A 24,103-nucleotide genomic window follows, 5' to 3' on the forward strand; every position below is an offset into this window, starting at 1 on the left:
GGAACAAGTAGGCTTTAATAAATGTTTAGAAAGAGATTTCTCGGCTGCAAAAATCTCCATAAATTAATGCTGAACAGCTACTCCAGAGTGCAACTAATCCTTGCCGTTTGCTTACGTTACAAGCACTTGAGATATAAGTTGTCATAGGCAATTTATAAATTAGGGTGGTACCGCGAGACAATGTCTTCGTCCCTTTTTGGGATGAAGGCTTTTTTTATTTGTTTTGGGAAGGTAAAGCTAGACGATTTCCATCAATATTTTTTACATCATAGGAGGAATTTTATTTATGAAAGCAACTGATATTCGACGACTGTACTTAGAGTTTTTCAAGGAAAAAGGGCATCATCATGAGCCATCTGCACCACTTGTTCCAATTAATGACCCTACTTTATTGTGGATTAACTCAGGTGTGGCAACATTAAAGCCATATTTTGATGGCCGTATTATTCCAGAAAATCCGCGCATTACAAACGCGCAAAAATCAATACGTACAAATGATATTGAAAATGTAGGGAAAACAGCGCGTCATCATACATTTTTCGAAATGCTAGGCAACTTCTCTATTGGCGATTACTTTAAAAAAGAAGCGATTCATTATGCATGGGAGTTTTTAACGGATAAAAAATGGATGGGCTTTGACCCAGAGCTACTATCCATTACAGTGCACCCAGAGGACGAGGAAGCATACAATGTTTGGTTGAATGAAATTGGCATTCCAGAGGAGCGTATTATTCGTTTAGAGGGCAATTTCTGGGATATCGGTGAAGGTCCATCTGGTCCAAACTCGGAAATTTTCTATGACCGTGGAGAGGCATACGGTGTTAATACACCAGAGGAGGAAATGTACCCAGGTGGTGAAAATGAGCGCTATTTAGAAATTTGGAACCTTGTATTTTCACAGTTTAACCATAATCCAGACCATACGTATACGCCGCTGCCAAAGCAAAACATTGATACAGGAATGGGCTTAGAGCGTATCGTTTCAGTTGTGCAAAATGTGCCAACAAACTTTGATACGGACTTATTTATGCCAATTATTGAAAAAATCGAGGAATTTGCGAACCGTCGTTATAAACGTCCAACTGAAGTAGATTTAGCAGAAATTTTCGGCTCACAGGAAGATGTTAATACACCATTTAAAGTGATTGCAGACCATATTCGTACAGTGGCATTTGCGATTGGAGATGGCGCATTACCATCAAACGAAGGGCGTGGCTATGTATTGCGCCGCTTATTACGTCGTGCTGTACGCTATGCGAAGCAAATCGGCATTGAAAAGCCGTTTATGTTTGAGCTAGTACCAACAGTTGGAGCAATTATGCAAGATTTCTACCCAGAAGTAACAGAGAAACAAGAGTTTATCCAGCGTGTGATTAAAAATGAAGAAGTGCGCTTCCATGAAACGTTGGATGGCGGTTTATCGATTTTCAATGAAGTTGTTGCAGCGCAAAAAGCAGCAGGCGAAACATTTATTCCAGGTGCTGATGCATTCCGTCTATATGATACGTACGGTTTCCCAATTGAATTAACAGAGGAATATGCGGAAGAGGTAGGCATGACAGTTGACCACGAAGGCTTTGAAGTGGCAATGGAGGAGCAACGTGAGCGCGCACGTGCAGCTCGTCAAGATGTTGATTCAATGCAAGTGCAAAGCGAAGTGTTAGCGAACTTAAAGGAGCCTAGCACCTTCGTAGGCTTTGACACATTAACGGCTGAAACAAAGGTGACAGCACTTGTTATCGAGGGGCAAACGGCTGAGGTTGCTTCAGAAGGGCAGGAAGCGTTAGTGTTGCTTGCAGAAACACCGTTTTATGCGGAAATGGGTGGTCAAATTGCTGACCATGGCTATATTTCAAACGACAACTTCACAGCGTTTGTGAAAGATGTGCAAAAAGCACCAAATGGTCAACCATTACACACAGTGGTTATTGAATCAGGCGAATTGCATGTAAACGATGCAGTAAAAGCAACAGTTAACCGTGAAGAGCGCAAGCTAATTATAAAAAACCATACAGCAACACATATTATGCAACGTGCATTAAAAGATATTCTAGGTGACCACGTCAACCAAGCAGGCTCATATGTTGGACCAGATCGTTTACGCTTCGATTTCTCTCATTTTGGTCAAGTAACGAAGGAAGAGCTCGCACAAATTGAGCGTGCAGTAAATGAAAAGATTTGGGAAGATATTGAAGTTGTTATTGCAGAAATGCCGATTGATGAAGCGAAGGCAATGGGCGCAATGGCACTATTTGGTGAGAAGTATGGCGATGTAGTGCGTGTTGTTTCTATAGGTAATTATTCAATCGAGCTATGTGGTGGTATTCATGTGACACGCACATCTGAAATTGGCTTCTTCAAAATTGTATCTGAGGGCGGTATTGGTGCAGGTACGCGACGTATTGAAGCGGTAACAGGTAAAGGTGCATATTTAGCTGCGAAGGAAGAGGAAGCAATTTTAATAGAGGCTGCGGCACAATTTAAAGCAAATCCGAAAGATTTAGTAGCACGTATCACAGGCTTACAGGCAGACTACAAAGAATTGCAGCGCGAAAACGAATCATTATCACAAAAAATCGCTAATGCACAAGCGGGTGCAATTTTAGATGCGGCACAAAAAATTGGTGATGTGACAGTGTTAGCAACAAAGGTTGATGCGAAAGACAACAATCAGCTGCGTCAAATGATGGATGATTTAAAAGAGAAAATGGTCAATGCAGTCATCGTGTTAGGTGCTGTTGATGGTGATAAAGTGATGCTTTGCGCAGGTGTAACAAAAGATTTAGTTGGTGGAAGCTACCATGCTGGAAATATTGTTAAAATGGTTGCAGAAGCTTGTGGCGGTAAAGGTGGCGGTCGTCCAGATATGGCGATGGCTGGCGCGAAAGACGGCACAAAACTTGAACAAGCGCTAAATTCTGTGTATGATTATGTAAAAGGCATTTAACTTATATTAATAATCAAGTATAATAAGGAAAAGCGGAGATGAGGAAGTTTCATCTCCGACTTTCTGAAAGCGAGGTGCTGGTCTTGAGTTCGTTTGATCAAACAATGAAATTTAATTTTCCAGAAGAATCAATGGAACAAGAAGTAAAGCAAGTGATGTTAACAGTATACGCATCATTAGAGGAAAAGGGCTATAATCCAACGAATCAAATCGTTGGTTATTTGTTATCTGGTGATCCGGCATACATCCCTCGCCACCAGGACGCGCGAAATTTAATCCGTAAACTTGAGCGAGACGAAATTTTAGAGGAGCTCGTGAAATTTTACATTCGAAAGAATAACGAGGCGACAAAATGAGAATTATGGGATTAGACGTCGGCACGAAAACGGTCGGCGTCGCAATTAGCGACGCGCTTGGCTGGACGGCACAGGGGATTGAAACAGTGAAAATTGATGAGGCACAAGAACAATTTGGAATTGAGCGCATCAAGGAGCTTGTAAAGGAATATGCTGTAACAGCGTTTGTTGTTGGCTATCCGAAAAACATGAACAATACTGTTGGTCCTCGCGGTGAGGCGAGTGAGCGATATAAAGCTCTCTTAGAGGAAACGTTTGGACTGCCTGTGACACTATGGGACGAACGATTAACGACAATGGCTGCGGAGCGCATGTTAATCGAGGCGGATGTCAGTCGTAAAAAGCGTAAGCAAGTCATTGACAAAATGGCAGCTGTGATGATTTTGCAAGGATACTTAGATAGTAAAAATTAAGGGCTTGCCTGAAAAGTGGTCTAACGCACCACTTTGCAGACAAGATGATTCGCTTTTAGAGAAAAGAATTCATCGTTCAAAAAAGCGAAGCTGTTCTTTGAAGAGTTGACTAAGTATCTGAGCGGCTACTTTCATTTTTAAAATATAAATGAGAGAAGATTGAATTTCCTATTGTTTGGGATATTTCTTAATTTCGAGACAGCTACTTAATTTTTGACACACAAATGGGGTAACTGAAAAGGCTTTTCCTTTTCGGCAGCCCCGTTCATTTTGTATAATGAATAGGCAATGCCTAAATAACATGAAGAGGTGACCAGAGTGGAACAAGAACAACGCCATATTACAATTATTGATGAGAGCGGTAACGAGCAACTTTGTGAGGTATTACACACTTTTGATTCAGAAGAATTCGGTAAATCATACGTTTTATATGCTTTAGTAGGTGCAGAAGAGGATGAGGATGGGCAAGTAGAAATTTTCGCTTCATCATTTACACCTTCTGAAAACGGTGAAGATGGCGAATTAGAGCCAATCGAAACAGAAGCAGAATGGGATTTAATCGAAGACGTATTAAATGCATTAGAAGATGAGCTTGACGGCGAAGAATAGGGATAAATAAGGCAGGGGAGGCAGCAACGCCAACTCTGCTTTCCTTTTGACAAAACAAAGGAGGAATTCATAATGGATGAACAATTTTTTAAGCTGTTAAATGAAGCGGGCGAGGAAGTAGTATGTCGTGTCATCTTCACATTCGATGCAGAGGAGCATTCCTATGTTCTTTACACAATCGAAGGTGAAGAAAATGCTGAAATTTCAGCATTGCGCTGTGAACTAGATGATAACGGTGAAGTAAGCGATTTTGCTCCGCTTGAAACAGAGACAGAATGGGAAATGGTACAGGAAGTGTTGAATACGCTTGTTGATGAATTTTCCGATGACCAAACAAACTATATGACATTAACAAACGAAGATGGCGAAGATATTTATTGCCACATTTTGCACCGCTTTGATGTTGAAGGTAAATCTTATTTATTTTACGCGATAGATGAAGAAGGTGAGGAGCCTTCAGAAGTATTCGCCTCTGCTTATATTGCAGGTGAAAATGGTGAAGTATCGGAGCTATTGCCGATTGAAACAGAGGCAGAGTGGGCGATGGTTGAAAAAGTGCTTGCTTCATTAGCTGAGGTTGCAGAATAAAGATTATTTTACACATTATACAAACGCTACTCGGTACTTTTGCTGAGTAGCGTTTTCCTTTTTCATTTGTCACTCCATGCATTATCTTGTATGATATGAAAGAGAAATAATAGGCTTTTCTATCGGGACTGCCTGTTAATGTGGAGTAAGGGGGCTACCTCGTGGAAAACGAATCAAAAAAGCAACAAATGTTTGATAACATGAAACGTAAGAAAAAAGAAGTGAAAATTGTGCGCCGTATTGTCAGTGTCATTGTGCTGATTGCACTCATTGTTATAGGAATAGGCGGTTACTCTGGTTATAAATATGTAAGCTCTGCACTTAAGCCAGTAGATCCAAATGCAACGGATGAAATTGCGATTGAGGTGCCAATGGGCTCTGGTGTCACATTAATTTCAAAAATTTTAGAGAAAAATGGCGTCGTGAAAAATGCGCAAATTTTTAAATACTATGCGAAATTTAAAAATGAATCGCAATTCCAAGCTGGGAATTACAAGCTAACGAAGGCGATGACGCTAGATGAAATTATTGAAAGCTTAAAAACAGGAAAAGTGTACCGTGAGCCTGTTTTCACAATGACGGTGCCAGAGGGCTTAACATTAGAGCAAATCGCAGCAATTATAGAAAAAAATACGAATTTTACAGCACAGCAATTTATGGATAAAGTAACCGATGCTACATATATTGAAGGCTTAATGGGGCAGTATCCGAATTTATTAACAGAAGAAATCTATAATGAAAACATTCGCTATGCATTAGAAGGCTATTTATATCCTGCAACATATCCATTTTATGAGGAGAATCCGTCATTAACAGCTATTATTGAAACAATGTTAAGTGCAACGAACGATATCGTAACAGAGTATCGCTCCATAATAGATGAAAAGGAAATGACAGCACATGAGCTGCTGACATTTGCTTCATTGCTTGAGGAAGAGGCAACGGCACAAACAGACCGTGAAACGATTGCGAGCGTATTTTACAATCGTTTATCGATTGATATGCCATTGCAAACAGACCCAACTGTGCTGTATTCACTTGGCTCACATAAAGATCGCGTATTATATGAGGATTTAGAAGTGGACAACCCATACAATACGTATAAAAATACAGGACTGCCACCAGGTCCGATTGCTGGGGCAGGAAAAGTATCAATTGAAGCCGCATTAAATCCTTCACAAACGGATTATTTATATTTCTTAGCAGATAAAGAGGGTACAAACCACTTTGCGAAAACGTATGATGAGCATTTAGCGAATATCGAACAATATTTACGCTAAAAACATTATTCGCATTTTGTCGAAATTCGTGCTATTATAGATGGTGGTTTTTAAAGCAAATATAAAATATAGGGCTGTCCAGAAAAATAGGCTAAGCCTACATTTCTAGACAGTCCTCCTTACATGATAGGCGACAAGCGTAAACATCATCGTTTCGCTTTTTCTTTTTGTAAAAAGGAGTTTTACACAATGGAATTATCAGATACGTATATCGCATCCTTTATTCAGCCTCGCAATGCGTTGCTACAGGAGATGGAGAGGTTTGCACAGGAACATCACGTACCAATTATGCAGTTAGTTGGTATTGATGCATTGAATCAATTGTTACGCATTCAAAATCCAGCGAAAATTTTAGAGATTGGCACGGCGATAGGTTATTCAGCGATGCGCATGGCGATGGCTTTACCGAACTGTGAAATTGTCACGATCGAGCGCGATGCTGAACGTGTACTACATGCGCGCAAATTTATTGAACGTTCGGAAGTGGCGGACCGCATTCAAGTTATTGAAGGCGATGCGTTAGAAGTTGACGTTGCGTCTTTGCCATCAACAATTGATGCTGTCTTTATTGATGCGGCAAAAGGGCAATATCAAAAGTTTTTTGAAAAATATTCACCACTTGTACCATCAGGTGGTGTGTTGTACATTGACAATATGTATATGCACGGCTTGTCCGACCTAGAGATGAAGGAAGTACCTAGAAGAAAGCGGACGATGATTCGCAATTTACACACATTTACGAATTGGATACTACAGCACCCAGATTATACGAGTGCGTTTTTCCCAATTGGTGATGGTTTATTAATTTGCTTAAAGAGGTGAGAAAGGTGAAGAAACCTGAGTTATTAGTAACGCCCCAATCTACCAAGCATGTCAAAGCATTAATCGAAGCAGGCGCAGATGCTTTTGTTATTGGGGAGCAACAATTTGGCTTGCGCCTAGCTGGTGAATTTACAGTAGCGCAAGTAGAGGAAGCGACAAATTTAATTCATGCAGCGGGTAAAAAGGGCTATGTGGCAGTGAATGCACTTTTCCATAATGACCGTATTGAAGCATTAGAGACTTACGTGCAAGAAATGCAGCGTATCGGTGTTGATGCTTTATTATTTGGTGACCCAGCAGTCGTTATGGCAGTAAGAGAGTTTGGTATTACGATTCCATTACATTGGAGTGCAGAAACAATCGCAACAAACTGGTTCCAAGTAAATTATTGGGGCGAGCGCGGTGCGAAACGTGCGGTGTTAGCGCGTGAGCTTTCTCTTGATGAAGTGATTGAAATCAAGGAAAATACAGAGCATGAAATCGAAGTGCAAGTGCACGGTATGACATGTATGTTCCAATCGAAGCGCAAGCTGTTAGGCAACTATTTCTTATATCGCGATGAAGTGATGGAGATTGAGCAGCGCAAAGACTCGAAAAATATGTTTTTACATGATAAAGAGCGTAAAAATAAATATCCAATTTATGAAGATATTAACGGCACGCATATTTTCTCGCCAAACGATATGTGCATCATTGATGAGTTAACAGAGCTTTTTGAAGCAGGTATTGATTCACTTAAATTTGATGGCGTATTACAAAGCTTTGACTATGTTGTGACAGTGACGAAGTTATACCGCCAAGCAATCGATACATATTTCGAGCAAGGTGAGGATGCGTATGAAAGTTTGAAGGACGAGCTATTAGCAAAAATTGAAGAAATTCAACCAGAGCTACGCCCACTAGATACAGGCTTTATTTATAAGGAAACAGTTTACTAAGAAAGGAGTGCGGACTATGCTTGAATTAATTCAAAATGATAAAATAAGCGAAGTGGTAAATGGCAAACGGGTTATTACAAAAAAGCCAGAACTATTAGCACCAGCAGGAAGCTTAGAAAAATTAAAAGTAGCTGTTCATTACGGGGCAGATGCTGTTTTTATCGGTGGTCAGGAATTTGGCTTACGTTCAAATGCGGGGAATTTCTCGATTGAGGAAATGGCAGAAGGCGTTGAATTTGCGAATAAATATGGCGCTGTCATTTATGTTACAACAAATATTTTTGCCCATAACGAAAATATGGTAGGGCTTGAAGATTATTTGCGTGACATTGAGCGTGTTGGCGTGCGTGGTATTATCGTAGCGGACCCACTGATTATTGAAACGTGCCGCCGCGTTGCACCAAAGCTAGAAATCCATCTTTCAACACAGCAATCTTTATCGAACTGGAAGGCTGTGCAGTATTGGAAGGATGAAGGTTTACATCGTGTTGTATTAGCACGCGAGGTTGGCGCAGTGGAAATGCAAAAAATGAAGGACGAAGTCGATATTGAAATTGAAGCCTTCGTGCATGGTGCAATGTGTATTGCCTATTCAGGACGCTGTACGCTGTCGAACCATATGACGGCACGCGACTCCAATCGGGGTGGTTGCTGTCAATCTTGCCGTTGGGATTATGATTTATACGAGCAGGTCGATGGAGAGGAAAAGGCGTTAACGCAAGAAGGCGAAGCACCGTTTGCGATGAGTCCAAAAGATTTAAAATTGATTGAATCGATTCCACATATGATTGAGCTAGGTATCGATTCATTAAAAATTGAAGGGCGTATGAAATCCATTCACTATGTAGCAACAGTTGTATCTGTTTATCGTAAAGTGATTGATGCTTATTGTGCAGACCCAGAAAACTTTGTGATTAAAAAAGAATGGCTAGAGGAATTATCACGCTGTGCAAACCGTGCAACAGCTTCCTCTTTCTTTGAAGGCGAGCCGAGCTACAAGCAGCAAATGTTTGGCTTCCATGCAGGCAAAGTGAAATGGGATTTTGCTGGACTTGTGTTGGATTATGATGCAGAAACACAAATGGTCACAATGGAGCAACGCAATTATTTCAAACCTGGCGATACAGTGGAATTTTTCGGTCCAGATATCGAGACGTTCCAAATGACAGTAGGCCAGCTTTGGGATGAGGAAGGCAATGAGCTAGACGTTGCGCGTCATCCATTACAAATTCTAAAGTTTAAAGTAGATCGTCCATTATCAAAATTAAATATGATGCGTAAGGAGAATGACTAAATGGCAAAGCGTCCTGTAGTTATTGGTATCGCTGGTGGCTCTTGTTCAGGTAAAACAAGTGTGACACGTGCCATTTATGAGGTATTTAAAGATCATTCTGTTGTGGTGATTGAGCAAGACTATTATTATAAAGATCAAAGTCATATGACGTTTGAGGAGCGTTTACAAACGAATTATGATCATCCTTTAGCATTTGATACAGAGCTTTTAATTGAACATATTAACATGCTACTTGAGCGTCAATCAATTGATAAACCAGTGTATGACTATGTACAGCATACGCGTGCAAGTGATGTCATTCACGTTGAACCGAAGGATGTCATTATTCTAGAAGGTATTTTAGTACTGGAGGATGAGCGACTACGTGATTTAATGGATATTAAATTATTTGTCGATACAGATGCGGACTTGCGTATTATTCGCCGTATGCAGCGCGATATTAAAGAACGTGGTCGTACAGCAGATTCTGTTATTGAACAATATTTAACAGCAGTACGTCCGATGCACAATATGTTTATTGAGCCAACAAAGCGTTATGCAGATGTCATCGTACCAGAAGGTGGCGATAACGGTGTGGCAATCGATTTGATGGTCACAAAAATTAAAACAATTCTTGAAACTGAATCAAATGTATAATATGATAGGGAAGTATTTACATTTAACATGCAGTTTTGCTGTGTTGGCATATAAAGAAAACAGTTTTTAGTGTAATTTCAGACCGATTAACTGAAGTATACAAATAGAATGGGCGGGCGACTTCTACGGAAGCCCGCTCATTCATACATTTACTAGCAACATACTTTATCCCGTATCAACAGGCTGTAAGACCCCTACTTCAAAACAGCAGATAAAATCAAGGTGTTGAAGAGGGGGATCAAACAGCCTGTAAAAACCCGATTGGTGAAACTACCAATCAGTGGGGGATGAGGAAAACCCCCACTGATTGAAGGTTCACTTTATAGGGCTTCGATAGATGGCTGAAGTATGATTTCTAAAAAGTAAACGATTGCATAAAATATGCAAATACAAACGTACAGTTTTACAACAATGGAGGAATGAGTATTATGTCAAACGAAAAACAATATCCAATGACTTTAGCGGGAAAAGCGAAATTAGAGGAAGAATTAGAGCATTTAAAAACAGTAAAGCGTAAAGAAGTAGTAGAGCGCATTAAAATTGCTCGTAGCTTTGGTGATTTATCAGAAAACTCAGAGTATGATTCAGCGAAGGAAGAGCAAGGCTTCGTGGAAGGTCGTATTTCAACAATCGAGTCAATGCTGCGCAATGCATTAATTATTACTGAGGACGAGTCTGCTGCAACTGATACAGTGACTTTAGGAAAAACGGTTACTTTTGATGAATTAATTGATGGTAAACGTGCTGATTTTGAAGAGTCTTACACAATCGTTGGTTCAGCAGAGGCAGATCCACTAGAGGGACTTATTTCAAATGACTCGCCAATCGCAAAAGCATTAATGGGACACAAAGTTGGCGATAAAGTAAAATTAACAACACCTGGCGGGGACATGGAAGTTGAGATTTTAAAAATTAGCTAATCATGCTAGATTAGTGAAGATAAAAGTCCGAAAAGTAATGTTACTTTTTGGGCTTTTTCGTACATTTCGTTATATAGTATATGTGTATTAATTCGGAACTTTGTTAATCGGTAGCTCGTCAATTGATTAAAGGGAATTCCAAATCCCGAAATAATGACGCCAAAGTGTAATTGATATATGAAATAAAGGGGCGAAATGTATGGCAGATTATGAACAAAATAAAAATTCGCGCTCGGAATATAGACAGCGCCAGCAAAAAACAAATCCAATGAATCGGTTATTAAATTATTTAATAGCGCTCGTTATCGTATTAATTGGCATTACGAGCTATATTATTTTCTTCACAGGTGATGATAAGGCAGTTGAAAAAGAGCCAGCTGAACAGCAAGCAGATCATGATGTAAATACAAACGATGTAGATGAACAAAATGATGGCACAAACGAAGAGACTCAAAATGATACAAATGCAGTGGATGAGCCTGAATCTTCTGAAGATGCACAGCAAACAGAGAATGCTAATGAGGAAAATACTGCGACAGATGTTATCACACCATCTACAGACCCGCTCGTAGATGAAGTGGTTGTCAATCCAAATTGGCAGCCGACGAAAACTGCACAAACAGGTCCACATACATCTGTTTTTCAAGAGGGACATATTGATTATGAAGAAAAGCTAGCAACTATTTTTGCGATACTGCCGATAGAGCAGAGCAATAGCATTATTTGGCAGATTAAAAATAATGGTGGTGCTGATACGGCGATTGCTGTTGTTTCTTCAAATGATAAAACAGAGAAATACCGTGTAAGTATAGAATGGGTTGCCAATGAAGGGTGGAAACCTGTAAAATTAGAAAAGCTTAACACAATTGAAGGGTCATGGTAAGTGACGATTTTAGGAGGAACATTTAATGAAAATTGCCGTAATCGGTGCAATGGAGCAGGAAGTAGAATTACTGCGTGCCGCACTAACGAATACAGCTGTCACAACAATTGCAGGTAGCGAGTATACAGCCGGTACATATGAAGGAAAAGATGTCGTACTATTAAAAAGCGGTATTGGTAAAGTGAATGCTGCCATGTCTACTACATTATTATTGCAACAATTTAAACCAGATGTCGTGATTAATACAGGCTCAGCTGGTGGCTTTGATACAGCGCTTGAAGTAGGAGCTGTCGTTATTTCTGATGAAGTACGCCATCATGATGTGGATGTTACAGCATTTGGCTATGAAATTGGTCAAATGGCTGGTATGCCTGCTGCCTATCAAGCAGATGCACGTTTAATTGAAATTGCGCAAGAAGCAGTTGCAGAAGTAGGGGAGCATCAATATGGTGTTGGACTTATTTGCTCTGGTGATGTATTTATGGCAGATCCAACTCGTACTGAGGCAGTTCGCGCAAACTTCCCTCAAATGAAAGCAGTTGAAATGGAAGCGGCAGCAGTGGCTCAAGTATGCTATCAATTTGGCACACCATTTGTTGTCATCCGTGCATTATCGGATATTGCAGGAAAAGAATCAAATATTAGCTTTGATGAATTTTTACCGACTGCGGCAAAGCATTCAACAGAAATTGTCTTGAAGGCAATTACGAAGCTGTGAAGTGTTAAAAAAATCACAGTCGATGTGAGCTAAACATGATACGATATAGCTATCATATACGATTTATCGTGAGAGGAGCATATTTATGATATTTATTGCGACGGCAGCGATTATGGCAACAGTAGTATTCATGCTAGTGATTTCGGCGGATGTACATGATAGTACAATTGAATAAAGTAAAGCGCTTGAAAGCAAGGGGAAATCCTCGTTTTCAAGCGTTTTTATTTTGATTCAGTGAGTGTACAAACATCCACTGAGCGACCAACAACGCCCCAGCACTTTCGCTCACGAGCTCAAAAAAAATCTGGATGAGCGTTAGCCAAGGCGTAATAGATTACTCCTTTTGATTATGCTTGAATTGCTGATAAAGCTTAATTAACGCTCTTTTTTCAATGCGTGATACATAGCTTCTTGAGATATTGAGCTTTTTGGCAATTTCTTTTTGGGTCAATGGTTCTTGTTGCTGTAGCCCATAACGATACGTAATAATTTCTAGCTCTCGCTCATCCAGTGTATCTAAATAAGCATAGAGCTGCGCAAAGCGCTCCTGCTGCTCTAAAATATCGATTGTTGGCTGCTCATCTAATTGCAGCAAATCGCGAATTTGCAACGATTGCCCTTCATGGTCAACACCGATTGACTCAAAAAGTGAAATATCCTTTTGTACCTTTTTTTGTGCACGTAAATGCATCAATATTTCATTTTCAATACATCTTGCGGCATATGTAGCAAGCCTTGTTTTTTTGTCGGGTGTATAGCTAGCTACCGCCTTCATTAAGCCGATTGTCCCGATGGAAATGTAATCATCGAGCTGTTCATGAGGAGGATGGAATTTTTTTACGACGTGCGCTACGAGTCGCATATTGCGCTCAATTAAATCAAGGCGCGCTTGCTCATCCCCTGCTAAATACTTTTCTAATACTTCTGCCTCTTCTTCACGAGAAAATGGTTTAGAAAACGCCTGGCCCTTTAAATAACCGAGCAATGAAGGGAATTCTAACCATAGTTGAATGAGCGAAAAAAATATACCGCTCAACATGCTTCATCCTTCCGCCTTTTTAGCAGTATATGTCGATTTTTAGCACTTCATGAAAAGGACCATCTGAAAATTCATTTTGAGATGGTCCTTTTGCGCCGAGGATGGTGGCATGCAATGCGACCACCGCAGAAGCACGGTATAGCGGATATTTTATAAATAAGCTTGGACCGTCTGAAAAGTATTTTGAGACAGTCTCTTTGCGCCGAGGATGGTGGCATGCAATGCGACCACCGCAGAAGCACGGTATAGCGGATATTTTATAAATAAGCTTGGACCATCTGAAAATTCATTTTGAGATAGTCCTTTTCATAACAAAAGTGAAGGCTGTTCAAAAGATGATCTCTTTTGAACAGCCTTATATACTACACTTTTTTCAATGTAAATGTGCTAATCATTAATAACGCAAGTAGCGGTGATACGATTAAATAAAAGACAGGTGAAACGGCAGGCACTAAGAAAAAGGTAATCGTTAATAATGTTCCTGCTGCTGTAATTGGTAAACCTACAAAGAAACCAGGTGTTTCCGAACAATTGAAGCGTGCCAAACGGAAGGCTCCACATGTAATATAAAAAATTGTAATAAACATGCCTGGTAGACCAAAGTTAGAGAAAACCATCTCGTACATTAAAATAGCAGGTGCTACACCGAATGAAATAATATCTCCCATTGAATCAAGCTGCTTGCCAAGCTCGGATTCCTGATTATATTTTCGAGCGACTTTGCCGTCGTAACGATCCAAAAATGCTGCAATAAAAATAAAGAGTACACTGTAGTTATATGCTTCATTTAATGATGCCATTACAGAGGCTCCACCAAATGATAGATTTAAAAGCGTAATTAAATTGGCAGCGTTTGATTTTATTTTCTTCAAAGTTAAGTCAACTTTCTGGAGAAGAAACATTAGAAACACTCCTTCGACTGAATATTTTTCTATTATACTGCTTTGAGCGATAAAATGATAGCTCTTTAAAATATATCTACTTTTCTTCTAAGCTGTTACACTATATAATAGCATAGCGTTAGTAAAGGTCTCATTTATAGCACAAGCTAAATAACACGTGACGGGGGCTGAAATATGAGAGAAAAAATTTATCAACAGCTAATTGAATTAACAAATGGTCAAACAAGCTCTAACATATTAATGAAATTTGCTAAATCAAGCTACAGTAAGAAATTTATTCGCAGCTATAGTAAATTATACGGTATTGATATAGAAGAAGTTTCAAAAAAAATGGAGCAATTTCAAAGCTTGCACGAATTTTTTACACGCGAGCTAAAAGCAGAGGCGCGTCCAATCGACGAAAACCCTTCAATTCTAGTTAGCCCTGTTGATGCGAAGCTAGAGGCATTTGGAGAAATGAAGGATAATGTTATTTTAACAGTAAAGGACAAGCCATACTCTCTTGTTGACTTATTAGGAAGTGAGCAAGCTGCGAAGCGTTATGAAAAGGGACAATATATCGTTTTTTACTTAAGTCCAGCTGATTATCATCGCATGCATAGCCCTGTCAATGCCTATGTGGAGAAGCAATACATTCTTGGCAAAAAATCATTCCCGGTCAATCAAATAGGCTTGCAATATGGCAAAAAGCCAATTAGTCATAACTATCGTATGGTCAGTGAGCTCGTCTATGGTAAGGACAAGCATGCAGCCTTTATTAAAGTTGGCGCTACATTTGTCAATTCCATTGTATTAACAAACACATCGAAGCAATGGAAAAAAGGTGAGGAAGTTGGCTATTTTTCATTTGGCTCAACGGTTGTTATGCTATTTGAAAGCGAAACAATTGCTTTTCTTGAAAATGTTCAGCAAGGACAGGCGATAAGAATGGGAGAAGCCTTCGCAACTATGTTATAATAGAATACATTATGCCTATAGCGAAAAGATCTTCGCAATACAATTAAAGGAGCAACGATTTTGTATAATTTTTTATTACCAGATGCTTATGTCAATAGCGTATACGAAATTACGCCAGAGCGCTTGCATGCACTAGGCATTAAAGGTGTTATTACAGACTTAGATAATACTTTAGTTGAATGGGATCGAGCGGATGCAACAGAGGAAATAATGACATGGCTTGAGCAATTAACAGCTGCAGGTATTCGTGTCATTATTGTATCAAATAATAAGGAGGAACGTGTGAAGCATTTTGCGACACCGCTAGGAATTCCGTACATCCATCGTGCGAAAAAGCCACTTGGTTCAGCTTACTATGCGGGTTTACTAAAGCTGCGCTTACGTCGAGACGAAGTGGCGATGGTAGGCGATCAGTTGTTAACGGATATTTTTGGTGGTAAGCGCCAAAAGCTTTACACATTTTTAGTGCGTCCTGTAGCGGAATCAGATGGGCTTGTCACATTATTTAATCGCTTTGTTGAACGCAGAATATTTAATGATTTGAAACGTAAAGGAATTATAACTTGGGAGGAAAAATAATGGTAGAAATGCCACAATGTATAGGCTGTGGAGCAGTAATCCAAACAGAAAATAAAGATGAACTAGGCTATGCGCCTGCTTCTTCTTTAGAGAAGGAAACGATTATTTGTCAGCGCTGTTTCCGCTTGAAAAACTACAATGAAATTCAACCTGTCAGCTTAACAGACGATGATTTCTTACGCATTTTAAACGGTCTTGGTGAGCAGCAAGGGTTAATTGTGAAAATCGTCGATATTTTTGATTTCAATGGGAGCTGGCTACCAGGCTTGCACCGCTTTGTTGGGAAAAATCCCGTATTGCTTGTTGCTAACAAAGTGGACTTATTGCCGAAATCAGTAAAAGAGAAAAAAGTAATTAATTGGTTAAAGCGCGAGGCAAAGGCACTTGGCTTGAAGCCAGTGGATGTTATGCTCGTTTCTGCACATAAAGGACGCGGAATGGCAGAAGTAGTTGAAGCAATCGAAGCGTATCGAAATGGCAAGGATGTATTCGTTGTCGGTTGTACGAATGTAGGGAAATCGACATTTATTAACCGCATTATTAAGCAGGCAACAGGTGAAGGAGAAGTTATTACAACCTCGCATTTCCCTGGTACAACATTAGATATGATTGAAATTCCACTAGATGATGGCTCGGCACTTTATGATACGCCAGGCATTATTAATCATCATCAAATGGCGCACTATTTAGATGCGAGCGAATTGAAATATATTATGCCGAAAAAGGAAATTAAGCCAAAGGTGTACCAGCAAAACGCAGGGCAAACACTCTTTATCGGTGCACTTGCTCGCTTTGACTTTGTACAGGGGGAGCGTTCAGCGTTCACAGTGCATGTGGCGAATGATTTACCGATTCATCGTACGAAGCTCGAAAAAGCAGATGCTTTATATGCTGAGCATAAAGGTGAGCTATTGGCGCCACCAAGTAAAGAGTTTATCGAGCAATTGCCAGAGCTTGTGCGCCATGAATTTTCAATTAAAGAGGCAAAAACCGATATCGTCTTTTCAGGGCTTGGCTGGATTACAGCACAGCATGCGAATGTTGTCATAGCAGCATACGCACCAAAAGGGGTACAAGTATTTATTCGCCCATCATTAATTTAATCGTAAGTATAGAGGTGAGCATAGATGAAAAAATGGTTTGCTGTCATCGGTGACCCAATCAGCCATTCCAAATCACCTGCCATGCACAATGCTTGGTATAGGGAAATGAATGTTGATGCAGCCTATATACCAATTCATGTGGAGCCCGCCAATTTACGAGAGGCGGTTGCCTCATTGAAATTATTAGGTGCATCTGGCTGGAATGTGACGATTCCACACAAAGAGGCAATCATTCCATTGTTAGACGAGTTAGATGAGCAAGCAGCAAAAATGGGAGCTGTTAATACAGTCGTGAAAACTGCGACTGGAAAATATAAAGGCTATAATACAGATGGTGCAGGCTTTGTCCGTTCTTTAGAAGATGTGATTGGAATGAAGCACAAGGAGAAGCCAATTTTATTAATTGGAGCAGGCGGTGCAGCCCGTGGTATTGCCTTCGCTTTATTAGCTGGAGGTTACTCAAACATCACAATTGCCAACCGCACTCTCGCAAAGGCGGAGGTCATTTGCAAGGAGCTAGGCACGGGACAAGCAATTTCTTTAGCTGATGCAGAAAAACAACTAGGGCAGTTTGCAATTTTTATACAGACGACACCTGCTGGCATGGCGAGCAGCACACTTGATTTACCATTTGCATTAGACGGGCTACCACAAGATGCGATTGCTGCAGATATCGTTTATAACCCGTTAATGACACCTTTTTTGCAAGCAGCTGAAGAAAAGGGTGCAACGATTGTCAACGGGCTAGGTATGTTTGTGCATCAAGGTGCAATTGCCTATAATTATTGGCTAGGGCATTATCCAACTATAGCGAATACAATGGCCGAATTAACGGCACAATTAAAATAAGGTTATTTCAGGAAGGAAATTATTTATGTTAACAGGTAAACAAAAGCGTTTTTTACGTGCGGAGGCACACCATTTAGACCCGATTTTCCAAGTGGGGAAAGGTGGCGTCAATGATGCAATGCTTGCACAATTACGCGATGTATTAGAAGTCCGTGAATTAATTAAAGTGCGTATTTTAGACAATTGTGAGGACGATAAGCATGAGGTAGCAGAGGCTTTAGCGCAAGGTACACGAGCTGAGCTAGTGCAACTAATTGGTTTAACAGTTGTATTATACAAAGAGTCACGCAACAATAAAAAAATCGTTTTACCAAAGGCAACACAAAAGTAATGAAGCGTGTAGGAATTTTAGGTGGTACCTTTAATCCAATACATCAAGGTCATTTACTGATGGCGAATGAAGCGTTTCATGCCTTAAAATTGGACGAAGTGCGCTTTATGCCGAATGCTACACCTCCACATAAAGAAGCGCGCCATTTGGCAACAGATGAGCAAAGAGTGCATATGCTGGAGCTTGCGATTAGCGATGTACCGTATTTCCATATCGAAAAGATTGAGCTAGAAAGCGGCGGCATATCATATACGTATAATACGATGTATGCATTGCAGGAGCGAGAGCCTGACGCAAAGTTTTATTTTATTATTGGCGGCGATATGATTGACTCATTGCATAAATGGTATCATATTGAAGAGCTTACTCAGCTTGTGCAGTTTGTTGGGATTAAACGTCCTGGAACAGAAGCAAAAACGGCGTATCCAGTGCAAGTGTTAGAAACACCTGAAATGAATGTCTCTTCAACAGTGATTCGCCAACGCTGTCATGATGGCGGTCCATTAAAGTATATCGTCCCAGAAGCGGTAGAGGCATATATTCGAAAGGAAGGTCTTTATGGAGCGTGACAAACTACTGAATGCGATTAAGCCACGTATGCCAGAAAAGCGTTATATTCATACAATTGGTGTGATGGAAACAGCGATGCAGCTAGCTCAACGCTATAATGAAGATGTCAAAAAAGCAGAAATTGCTGCGATTTTACATGATGTAGTGAAATATGCAGATGAAGAATGGATGCGAGACATTGTACGCACACATGCCCTTGATAGCAAATTGCTTGCGTGGGGCGCTGAAATCTTACATGGTCCTGTCGGGGCATGGGTTGCACAAACTGAGTTTCAAGTGGAGGATGAGGACGTGTTAAATGCGATTCGCTTCCATACAACAGGACGTGCGACTATGACAAAATTAGAGCAAATACTTTTTATAGCAGATATGATTGAGCCGAATCGCAAATTTCCAGGTGTTGAGGATTTACGCAAAATCGCACAGCAAGATTTAACGTTGGCGATGCGTGCATGTATTCAGCATTCATTGGCACATTTAATCGCAATGGAGCTAGCGATTTACCCACAATCTACCGAATGCTATAATTACTATATTTTGATTCAACAGAACTAGCAAAACAATAGCGGGCAGATAAATGCTCGCTGCATCTAAATAAAACCTCTGACAGATGTCGAGGTGCAATTGATTAGGGAGGACTAAAAATTAATGAATGAAACATTATTACAATTAGCATATAAAGCGGCAGACGATAAGCATGCAGAGGATATTGTTGTCTTAAACATGGGCAATATTTCCTTGCTAGCGGATTATTTTATTATCTGTCACGGTAATTCCGATCGCCAAGTGCAGGCGATTGCACGTGAGCTGCAAGAGAAGGCACATGAAAATGGCTATGAAGTAAAGCGTGTGGAAGGCTTTGATACAGCGCGCTGGATTTTAGTTGATATGGGCGATGTTGTAGCACATGTATTCCATAAGGATGAGCGAGCTTACTACAATTTAGAACGCTTATGGGGAGATGCGCCTCAATTGGACGCACCTGAGCTGTAATGGCAAGCTACGAACGCTTTGCGGAAGTGTATGATACATTAATGACAGACATTCCGTATGATGAATATGTGGAATGGGTGAAGGCTTATGCACCACCAAGTGAGTACCCAACATTACTAGATATTGGCTGTGGTACAGGTATTTTAACTGCTTTATTGGACAATGCAGGCTATCAGGTGAGCGGTGTGGATTTATCAGAGGAAATGCTAATGATTGCTAGCGCTCGTTTTGCAGCAGCCAATAAATCCATCCCACTTATTGCGATGCCAATGGAGCAGCTAGAAGGCTTTTACGAGCTTGATGTAGCGATTATTCCAATCGATTCGATTAATTATGTGCGTGAGGAGCAGGCCGTTGTAGAAACGCTACAGCGCATTTATAACAGCCTACGCCAAGGCGGGCAATTATTTTTCGATGTTCACTCACTTTATAAAATGGATGAAATCTTTTTGGATAGTCCATTCACATACGATGACGAAGAAATTACCTACGTATGGCATACAGAGCAAGGGAAGGAAGCCCATTCTGTTTACCATTACATGACATTTTTCGCCCAAATGACAAACGGCTTGTATGAGCGCTTTGACGAGGAGCATTATCAGCGCACCTTTGTGCCAGATCAGTACGAGATATGGTTACGCTCAATAGGCTTTAGCGAAGTGCATATGACAGCAGACTGGTCGACAGAGGCACCACAAGAGGATAGTGAACGAATTTTTATTCGTGCGGTAAAATAGGAGGTTGTCTGGAAAAAATCCAGACAGCCTCTTTTCATTCATCAGAAAATTTTGTATAGTAAAGACAGCTTCATATGACACCTTTTATGGAGAGATATGATGCAACGATACTTTCAGAAATACGGAAAAGGAGTGCTGTTCCCCATTGCACTCCTTGCTGGACTCCTCTATTTTTTCCTTCAACAAAGCAATTCAACTGAAGTAGATATTATCCCTGTAACCGAGCAACCTAGCTACAATGAAAACGAAGAAACAACAGATCCTGTTTCTGCTGTAATGGTTGATGTAAAGGGGCAAGTGAAATTTCCAGGTGTTTATGAGCTAACGGAAGAGCATCGCATTATCGATGCCATTCAAATGGCGGGTGGCTATACAGAGCAGGCAGATACAAAAATGATTAACCATGCACAACGTCTACAAGATGAAATGGTTATTTATGTGCCTTTCCAAGGAGAAGAACTAGCTGACAGCGTCAATATAGCTGTTCCTCAATTGAATGCTTCTGGCAAGGTCAATATTAATACAGCGGATGAAACACAGCTGATGACGATTCCTGGCATTGGACCTGCGAAGGCGCAAGCGATTATAAGCTATCGCAACGAAGCGGGAAAATTTCAAACAATTGATGATATAAAAAAGGTGTCTGGTATTGGTGAAAAATCCTTTGAACGTATTAAAGAGTTAATTGAAGTAAAATAACGATTGCTCCCATTCCATGAAAGCACTAAACTAAAGTTAAGAAATTTTGGAGGTTGTCATATGGAGCGTATTACATGGGATCAATTTTTTATGGCACAAAGCCATTTATTAGCATTAAGAAGCACATGTACAAGACTAGCGGTTGGCGCCACAATCGTTCGGGAGAAGCGCATTATTGCAGGCGGCTATAACGGCTCAATTTCAGGTGATGAGCATTGCATTGAAAAGGGTTGCTACGTTGTCGATAATCATTGTGTGCGAACGGTGCATGCAGAAACAAATGCGTTATTGCAATGTGCTAAATATGGTACGCCTGCGAATGGAGCAGATTTATATGTTACCCATTTCCCATGCCTTCCTTGTACGAAAACGATTATTCAAGCAGGCATTCAAAATGTCTATTATGCAAAGGATTATAAAAATAATCCTTATGCATTAGAGCTATTAGCGAAAGCAAAGGTCAATGTTGCACATATTCCATTTGATGAAGCAAAAATTGATTTTTTGCAAGATGAAAAGTTGCAGCTGCTTTCGACGATGCTTGAAAAATTGCGCAGCCATGGTGCTTCTCGAGAGGAATTAGACCCTTTAGAAGAGAAGGTGAACGAACTTTTTGGTCAATACATTGAAAAATAAATGGTTATACTATGCCATGGCGGTTCTCGTTGCAGCAAGTGCAGCATTTGAATCCGCATGGCTTTTTTTATGGTTTGTAGTACTGCTCGTTTTTTGTCATTATAAACGGCTCTCGTTTTTACATTTAGTAGCATTGGCGATTGTCTGTGGCGTAATGTATAGCTATACGCTATGGAAAATCGATAAGCTATCTAAGCCTTTTACAACGCCCATAGAGCTGTTATGGACAAGCGACTATAAAATAGACGGTGCATCGTTGCGCGGCTTTATGAAGGACGACAAAGGGCGTAAAATATATGTTCATTATACATTGAAGAGCGAACAGGAAAAATATATGTTTAGCGGGCAATCATTAGCAGGGCAACGTTTTTTTGTTGAAGGGGAGATTATCTTACCAGAAACGCCTGCACATGCGTATAGCTTCTCAATGGTTCAATATTTGAAGAGCAAACATGCACTTGGCGTGCTGGAAATATCTTCTTGGCGCCTTATGGCTACAGAGCATTCCGTTGCCAGCTTTTTAGCACAGCAACGTTATCGCATGTTACGACATATTGAAAATACTTTTCCAGCAGCGCTTGTGACAGAAGCACAGGCGCTATTAATTGGCTCACAGGAGCAGGTGGATGCCGATTTGATACGAGCCTATCAAAAGCTTGGCATTACACATTTATTTGCTATTTCAGGCTTGCATATCGCACTCATATCGTTGCTGTTTTTTGAAGTGCTTCTGCGCTTACGAATACGTCGGGAGCTAGCGACATTATTGTTGTTAATCGTGTTACCTACTTATGCAATATTAGCGGGTGGAGCGCCATCTGTTTGGCGCGCGGTGCTAGTTGTGGAGGTTGTGATGCTCGCACGCTTTTGGAAATGGCGGCTAAGCGCTTTAGATGCCTTGTCCATTTGTTTTATTGTTTTTGTTATTTGGCAGCCAGCTATTTTTTATCAAATTGGCTTTCAATTATCTTTTTTAGCAACATTTAGCCTTGTCTTATCAAGTAAATTATTAGCATCAATGCAAGGTATGCTGATGCAAACATTTATGATGACCTGCGTCTGTCAAATCCTTGTTTATCCGTTGTTGTTACTGCATTTTTATGAAATTAGCCTTTCCTCTTTTATAGTTAATGTGTTGTTTGTGCCGCTATTTTCCTTCATCATTTTACCTTTGAATATTGTTTTACTGATCATGACCTATGTCTGGCAGCCGCTTGCGGCATTATTATTTTTTGTGTATGAGCCGTGTCGTAGCCTTTTAACAGAAGGAATTTTTTTTATTCAAAGCATACCATATCAAATGTGGGTGGCAGGGAGGCCATCAAGAGTGATGGTTATGCTGTTATTTAGTAGTGCTTGTGCAACACTGTATTATTTCCAGCTACAAAGATGGCGACTTGCAATATTCGTGCTTATTGTACCAGCATTAATTGTGCAACTCCTTCCTTATACGAATAAGCAATTAATTGTTTCCTTTGTTGACGTTGGGCAGGGGGATTGTATTGTGATTGAGCTACCTTATCGCAAGGCGGTGTATGTCATTGACACCGGTGGCGTGCTACGCTTTGAGCAGGAGAGCTGGCAGCAGCGCCATCAGGAGTATGAGGTTGGTCGTCAAATCGTTGTGCCGTTTTTAAAGGGACGAGGAATTAGCAAAATTGACAAGCTGATTTTAACACATGCAGATGCCGATCATGTGGAAGGTGCTGAGGAAGTATTACGTGAGATAAGTGTAGGAGAGGTGCATGTTTCACCACACTCCTTGGGGAAAGCTGTAATGGCTGATTTTTTACAGGAAGCAATGAACAAAAGGCTTGTAATCCGAGAGCAGATAGCAGGGAATGCTTGGCAGGCAGGAAAGGCGAAGTTTCGTTATTTATGGCCGACTGATGTTGAATATGAAGGAAATAATGATTCACTTGTTTTGCTAATGGAGCTAGATACTTTGAAAATGTTATTTACGGGCGATTTAGAGCGTGAGGGCGAGCTGGCATTAGCGGAAATAGCTTATAAGGATATTGACAATGTCACGGTATTAAAAATTGGTCATCATGGTAGTAAAACATCAAGTAGCGATGAATTTATCGAAGCAACAAATCCTCAATTAGCCGTTATTATGGCGGGTAAAAATAATCGCTACAATCACCCACATCCAGAAGTAATTGCGCGCTTACAAAGGCGGCATATCGCTTATTTAGTAACAGCTGAAATAGGCACTGTGACATTACAATGGAATGGCACACAGCTGGAATTCAGGCGCTTAAAATGAGAAAAAGACTTTGTCGTCATACGACAAAGTCCTCT

27 protein-coding genes and 1 other annotated feature (1 of these 28 only partly in view) are annotated in these 24,103 nt (G+C 40.4%); of the genes, 25 read left to right on the plus strand and 2 right to left on the minus strand.

The features are described from left to right. Positions 1-197: a binding site (T-box leader), on the plus strand (it extends 14 nt beyond the left edge of the window). A gap of 89 nt (positions 198-286) precedes the next feature. From alaS to mtnN, 13 genes are all read left to right on the plus strand, one after another. Beyond that, positions 287-2,947, plus strand: coding sequence for an alanine--tRNA ligase (gene alaS / locus M3Z76_RS03550; RefSeq protein ID WP_293920951.1), 2,661 nt, complete (start codon positions 287-289; stop codon positions 2,945-2,947). Between the two features lie 83 nt (positions 2,948-3,030). After that, on the plus strand, positions 3,031-3,303 hold the full coding sequence (locus M3Z76_RS03555) for an IreB family regulatory phosphoprotein (protein WP_107838770.1): 273 nt from the start codon (positions 3,031-3,033) through the stop codon (positions 3,301-3,303). Next, positions 3,300-3,716: a Holliday junction resolvase RuvX gene (gene ruvX / locus M3Z76_RS03560; RefSeq protein WP_293920950.1), complete on the plus strand. Its 417-nt coding sequence runs from the start codon at positions 3,300-3,302 to the stop codon at positions 3,714-3,716. The genes M3Z76_RS03555 and ruvX overlap by 4 nt, the downstream gene beginning before the upstream one ends. Positions 3,717-4,034: 318 nt before the next feature. Beyond that, the gene (locus M3Z76_RS03565) at positions 4,035-4,325 is read left to right on the plus strand and encodes a DUF1292 domain-containing protein (RefSeq protein WP_293920948.1); all 291 of its coding nucleotides are present in this window, start codon (positions 4,035-4,037) and stop codon (positions 4,323-4,325) included. A gap of 72 nt (positions 4,326-4,397) precedes the next feature. Further along, positions 4,398-4,913 (plus strand): DUF1292 domain-containing protein, encoded by a 516-nt coding sequence (locus tag M3Z76_RS03570; protein WP_293920947.1) that lies wholly within the window; start codon positions 4,398-4,400, stop codon positions 4,911-4,913. A gap of 161 nt (positions 4,914-5,074) precedes the next feature. Continuing rightward, positions 5,075-6,193 (plus strand): endolytic transglycosylase MltG, encoded by a 1,119-nt coding sequence (mltG, locus tag M3Z76_RS03575; protein ID WP_293920945.1) that lies wholly within the window; start codon positions 5,075-5,077, stop codon positions 6,191-6,193. A 189-nt stretch (positions 6,194-6,382) separates the two neighbouring features. Next, the gene (locus M3Z76_RS03580) at positions 6,383-7,015 is read left to right on the plus strand and encodes an O-methyltransferase (protein WP_293920943.1); all 633 of its coding nucleotides are present in this window, start codon (positions 6,383-6,385) and stop codon (positions 7,013-7,015) included. Positions 7,016-7,020: 5 nt separating this feature from the next. Further along, entirely contained in the window at positions 7,021-7,953 is a 933-nt protein-coding gene (locus tag M3Z76_RS03585) for a peptidase U32 family protein (RefSeq protein ID WP_293920942.1), read from the plus strand. Positions 7,954-7,969: 16 nt separating this feature from the next. After that, on the plus strand, positions 7,970-9,247 hold the full coding sequence (locus tag M3Z76_RS03590; RefSeq protein WP_293920941.1) for a peptidase U32 family protein: 1,278 nt from the start codon (positions 7,970-7,972) through the stop codon (positions 9,245-9,247). After that, positions 9,248-9,883, plus strand: a complete 636-nt coding sequence (gene udk, locus M3Z76_RS03595; RefSeq protein ID WP_293920940.1) for a uridine kinase — start codon at positions 9,248-9,250, stop codon at positions 9,881-9,883. Between the two features lie 428 nt (positions 9,884-10,311). Then, positions 10,312-10,803 carry a transcription elongation factor GreA gene (gene greA, locus M3Z76_RS03600; RefSeq protein ID WP_293920939.1) on the plus strand — a complete coding sequence of 164 codons (492 nt, stop codon included), beginning with the start codon at positions 10,312-10,314 and terminating at the stop codon, positions 10,801-10,803. 199 nt (positions 10,804-11,002) lie between these two features. Next, on the plus strand, positions 11,003-11,686 hold the full coding sequence (locus tag M3Z76_RS03605) for a YrrS family protein (protein ID WP_293920938.1): 684 nt from the start codon (positions 11,003-11,005) through the stop codon (positions 11,684-11,686). A gap of 25 nt (positions 11,687-11,711) precedes the next feature. Next, positions 11,712-12,404 (plus strand): 5'-methylthioadenosine/S-adenosylhomocysteine nucleosidase, encoded by a 693-nt coding sequence (gene mtnN / locus M3Z76_RS03610; RefSeq protein WP_293920937.1) that lies wholly within the window; start codon positions 11,712-11,714, stop codon positions 12,402-12,404. Between the two features lie 334 nt (positions 12,405-12,738). Here the strand turns inward: mtnN and sigK are convergent, their stop codons facing one another. Together sigK and pssA are read right to left on the minus strand one after the other, a co-directional pair. Then, positions 12,739-13,443, minus strand: coding sequence for an RNA polymerase sporulation sigma factor SigK (gene sigK / locus M3Z76_RS03615; RefSeq protein ID WP_483310139.1), 705 nt, complete (start codon positions 13,441-13,443; stop codon positions 12,739-12,741). Between the two features lie 362 nt (positions 13,444-13,805). Next, positions 13,806-14,345, minus strand: coding sequence for a CDP-diacylglycerol--serine O-phosphatidyltransferase (pssA, locus tag M3Z76_RS03620; RefSeq protein WP_293920936.1), 540 nt, complete (start codon positions 14,343-14,345; stop codon positions 13,806-13,808). 174 nt (positions 14,346-14,519) lie between these two features. On the opposite strand from pssA, the gene M3Z76_RS03625 reads away from it, so the two are divergent. The 12 genes from M3Z76_RS03625 (at position 14,520) to M3Z76_RS03680 (ending at position 24,068) form a co-directional block, all read left to right on the plus strand. Continuing rightward, positions 14,520-15,302, plus strand: coding sequence for a phosphatidylserine decarboxylase (locus tag M3Z76_RS03625; protein WP_293920934.1), 783 nt, complete (start codon positions 14,520-14,522; stop codon positions 15,300-15,302). Positions 15,303-15,362: 60 nt separating this feature from the next. Continuing rightward, on the plus strand, positions 15,363-15,881 hold the full coding sequence (locus M3Z76_RS03630) for a YqeG family HAD IIIA-type phosphatase (protein ID WP_293920933.1): 519 nt from the start codon (positions 15,363-15,365) through the stop codon (positions 15,879-15,881). Next, the gene (gene yqeH, locus M3Z76_RS03635) at positions 15,881-16,984 is read left to right on the plus strand and encodes a ribosome biogenesis GTPase YqeH (RefSeq protein ID WP_293920932.1); all 1,104 of its coding nucleotides are present in this window, start codon (positions 15,881-15,883) and stop codon (positions 16,982-16,984) included. The genes M3Z76_RS03630 and yqeH overlap by 1 nt, the downstream gene beginning before the upstream one ends. Positions 16,985-17,008: 24 nt before the next feature. Next, a complete protein-coding gene (aroE, locus tag M3Z76_RS03640) occupies positions 17,009-17,833 on the plus strand; it encodes a shikimate dehydrogenase (RefSeq protein ID WP_293920931.1) in 825 nt (274 codons plus the stop codon). Between the two features lie 25 nt (positions 17,834-17,858). After that, positions 17,859-18,164 carry a ribosome assembly RNA-binding protein YhbY gene (gene yhbY, locus M3Z76_RS03645; protein WP_293920930.1) on the plus strand — a complete coding sequence of 102 codons (306 nt, stop codon included), beginning with the start codon at positions 17,859-17,861 and terminating at the stop codon, positions 18,162-18,164. Continuing rightward, positions 18,164-18,733: a nicotinate-nucleotide adenylyltransferase gene (locus M3Z76_RS03650; RefSeq protein WP_293920929.1), complete on the plus strand. Its 570-nt coding sequence runs from the start codon at positions 18,164-18,166 to the stop codon at positions 18,731-18,733. The genes yhbY and M3Z76_RS03650 overlap by 1 nt, the downstream gene beginning before the upstream one ends. Beyond that, positions 18,723-19,289: a bis(5'-nucleosyl)-tetraphosphatase (symmetrical) YqeK gene (yqeK, locus tag M3Z76_RS03655; RefSeq protein ID WP_293920928.1), complete on the plus strand. Its 567-nt coding sequence runs from the start codon at positions 18,723-18,725 to the stop codon at positions 19,287-19,289. Before M3Z76_RS03650 ends, yqeK begins: the two co-directional genes overlap by 11 nt. Positions 19,290-19,382: 93 nt before the next feature. Further along, positions 19,383-19,727: a ribosome silencing factor gene (rsfS, locus tag M3Z76_RS03660; protein ID WP_293920927.1), complete on the plus strand. Its 345-nt coding sequence runs from the start codon at positions 19,383-19,385 to the stop codon at positions 19,725-19,727. Beyond that, a complete protein-coding gene (locus M3Z76_RS03665) occupies positions 19,727-20,464 on the plus strand; it encodes a class I SAM-dependent DNA methyltransferase (protein ID WP_293920926.1) in 738 nt (245 codons plus the stop codon). The genes rsfS and M3Z76_RS03665 overlap by 1 nt, the downstream gene beginning before the upstream one ends. Before the next feature lie 96 nt (positions 20,465-20,560). Beyond that, positions 20,561-21,163, plus strand: coding sequence for a helix-hairpin-helix domain-containing protein (locus tag M3Z76_RS03670; protein WP_293920925.1), 603 nt, complete (start codon positions 20,561-20,563; stop codon positions 21,161-21,163). A gap of 60 nt (positions 21,164-21,223) precedes the next feature. Continuing rightward, entirely contained in the window at positions 21,224-21,799 is a 576-nt protein-coding gene (locus M3Z76_RS03675) for a ComE operon protein 2 (RefSeq protein WP_293920924.1), read from the plus strand. Further along, positions 21,777-24,068, plus strand: a complete 2,292-nt coding sequence (locus tag M3Z76_RS03680) for a DNA internalization-related competence protein ComEC/Rec2 (RefSeq protein ID WP_293920923.1) — start codon at positions 21,777-21,779, stop codon at positions 24,066-24,068. The genes M3Z76_RS03675 and M3Z76_RS03680 overlap by 23 nt, the downstream gene beginning before the upstream one ends. Positions 24,069-24,103: the final 35 nt, after the last annotated feature.

This window comes from Metasolibacillus sp., from assembly GCF_025291715.1.
GTDB lineage: Bacteria > Bacillota > Bacilli > Bacillales_A > Planococcaceae > Metasolibacillus > Metasolibacillus louembei.

What these genes read in the sequence shown, in the direction of transcription:
- M3Z76_RS03570 (WP_293920947.1), top strand. Translation starts at nt 4,398, where the DNA reads ATGGATGAACAATTTTTTAAGCTGTTAAATGAAGCGGGCGAGGAAGTA.
- M3Z76_RS03650 (WP_293920929.1), top strand. Translation starts at nt 18,164, where the DNA reads ATGAAGCGTGTAGGAATTTTAGGTGGTACCTTTAATCCAATACATCAA.
- aroE (WP_293920931.1), top strand. Translation starts at nt 17,009, where the DNA reads ATGAAAAAATGGTTTGCTGTCATCGGTGACCCAATCAGCCATTCCAAA.
- mtnN (WP_293920937.1), top strand. Translation starts at nt 11,712, where the DNA reads ATGAAAATTGCCGTAATCGGTGCAATGGAGCAGGAAGTAGAATTACTG.
- M3Z76_RS03665 (WP_293920926.1), top strand. Translation starts at nt 19,727, where the DNA reads ATGGCAAGCTACGAACGCTTTGCGGAAGTGTATGATACATTAATGACA.
- yqeK (WP_293920928.1), top strand. Translation starts at nt 18,723, where the DNA reads ATGGAGCGTGACAAACTACTGAATGCGATTAAGCCACGTATGCCAGAA.
- yhbY (WP_293920930.1), top strand. Translation starts at nt 17,859, where the DNA reads ATGTTAACAGGTAAACAAAAGCGTTTTTTACGTGCGGAGGCACACCAT.
- sigK (WP_483310139.1), bottom strand. Translation starts at nt 13,443, where the DNA reads ATGTTGAGCGGTATATTTTTTTCGCTCATTCAACTATGGTTAGAATTC.
- M3Z76_RS03675 (WP_293920924.1), top strand. Translation starts at nt 21,224, where the DNA reads ATGGAGCGTATTACATGGGATCAATTTTTTATGGCACAAAGCCATTTA.
- M3Z76_RS03590 (WP_293920941.1), top strand. Translation starts at nt 7,970, where the DNA reads ATGCTTGAATTAATTCAAAATGATAAAATAAGCGAAGTGGTAAATGGC.
- pssA (WP_293920936.1), bottom strand. Translation starts at nt 14,345, where the DNA reads ATGTTTCTTCTCCAGAAAGTTGACTTAACTTTGAAGAAAATAAAATCA.
- M3Z76_RS03605 (WP_293920938.1), top strand. Translation starts at nt 11,003, where the DNA reads ATGGCAGATTATGAACAAAATAAAAATTCGCGCTCGGAATATAGACAG.
- ruvX (WP_293920950.1), top strand. Translation starts at nt 3,300, where the DNA reads ATGAGAATTATGGGATTAGACGTCGGCACGAAAACGGTCGGCGTCGCA.
- M3Z76_RS03670 (WP_293920925.1), top strand. Translation starts at nt 20,561, where the DNA reads ATGATGCAACGATACTTTCAGAAATACGGAAAAGGAGTGCTGTTCCCC.
- M3Z76_RS03625 (WP_293920934.1), top strand. Translation starts at nt 14,520, where the DNA reads ATGAGAGAAAAAATTTATCAACAGCTAATTGAATTAACAAATGGTCAA.
- alaS (WP_293920951.1), top strand. Translation starts at nt 287, where the DNA reads ATGAAAGCAACTGATATTCGACGACTGTACTTAGAGTTTTTCAAGGAA.
- udk (WP_293920940.1), top strand. Translation starts at nt 9,248, where the DNA reads ATGGCAAAGCGTCCTGTAGTTATTGGTATCGCTGGTGGCTCTTGTTCA.
- M3Z76_RS03580 (WP_293920943.1), top strand. Translation starts at nt 6,383, where the DNA reads ATGGAATTATCAGATACGTATATCGCATCCTTTATTCAGCCTCGCAAT.
- yqeH (WP_293920932.1), top strand. Translation starts at nt 15,881, where the DNA reads ATGGTAGAAATGCCACAATGTATAGGCTGTGGAGCAGTAATCCAAACA.
- rsfS (WP_293920927.1), top strand. Translation starts at nt 19,383, where the DNA reads ATGAATGAAACATTATTACAATTAGCATATAAAGCGGCAGACGATAAG.
- greA (WP_293920939.1), top strand. Translation starts at nt 10,312, where the DNA reads ATGTCAAACGAAAAACAATATCCAATGACTTTAGCGGGAAAAGCGAAA.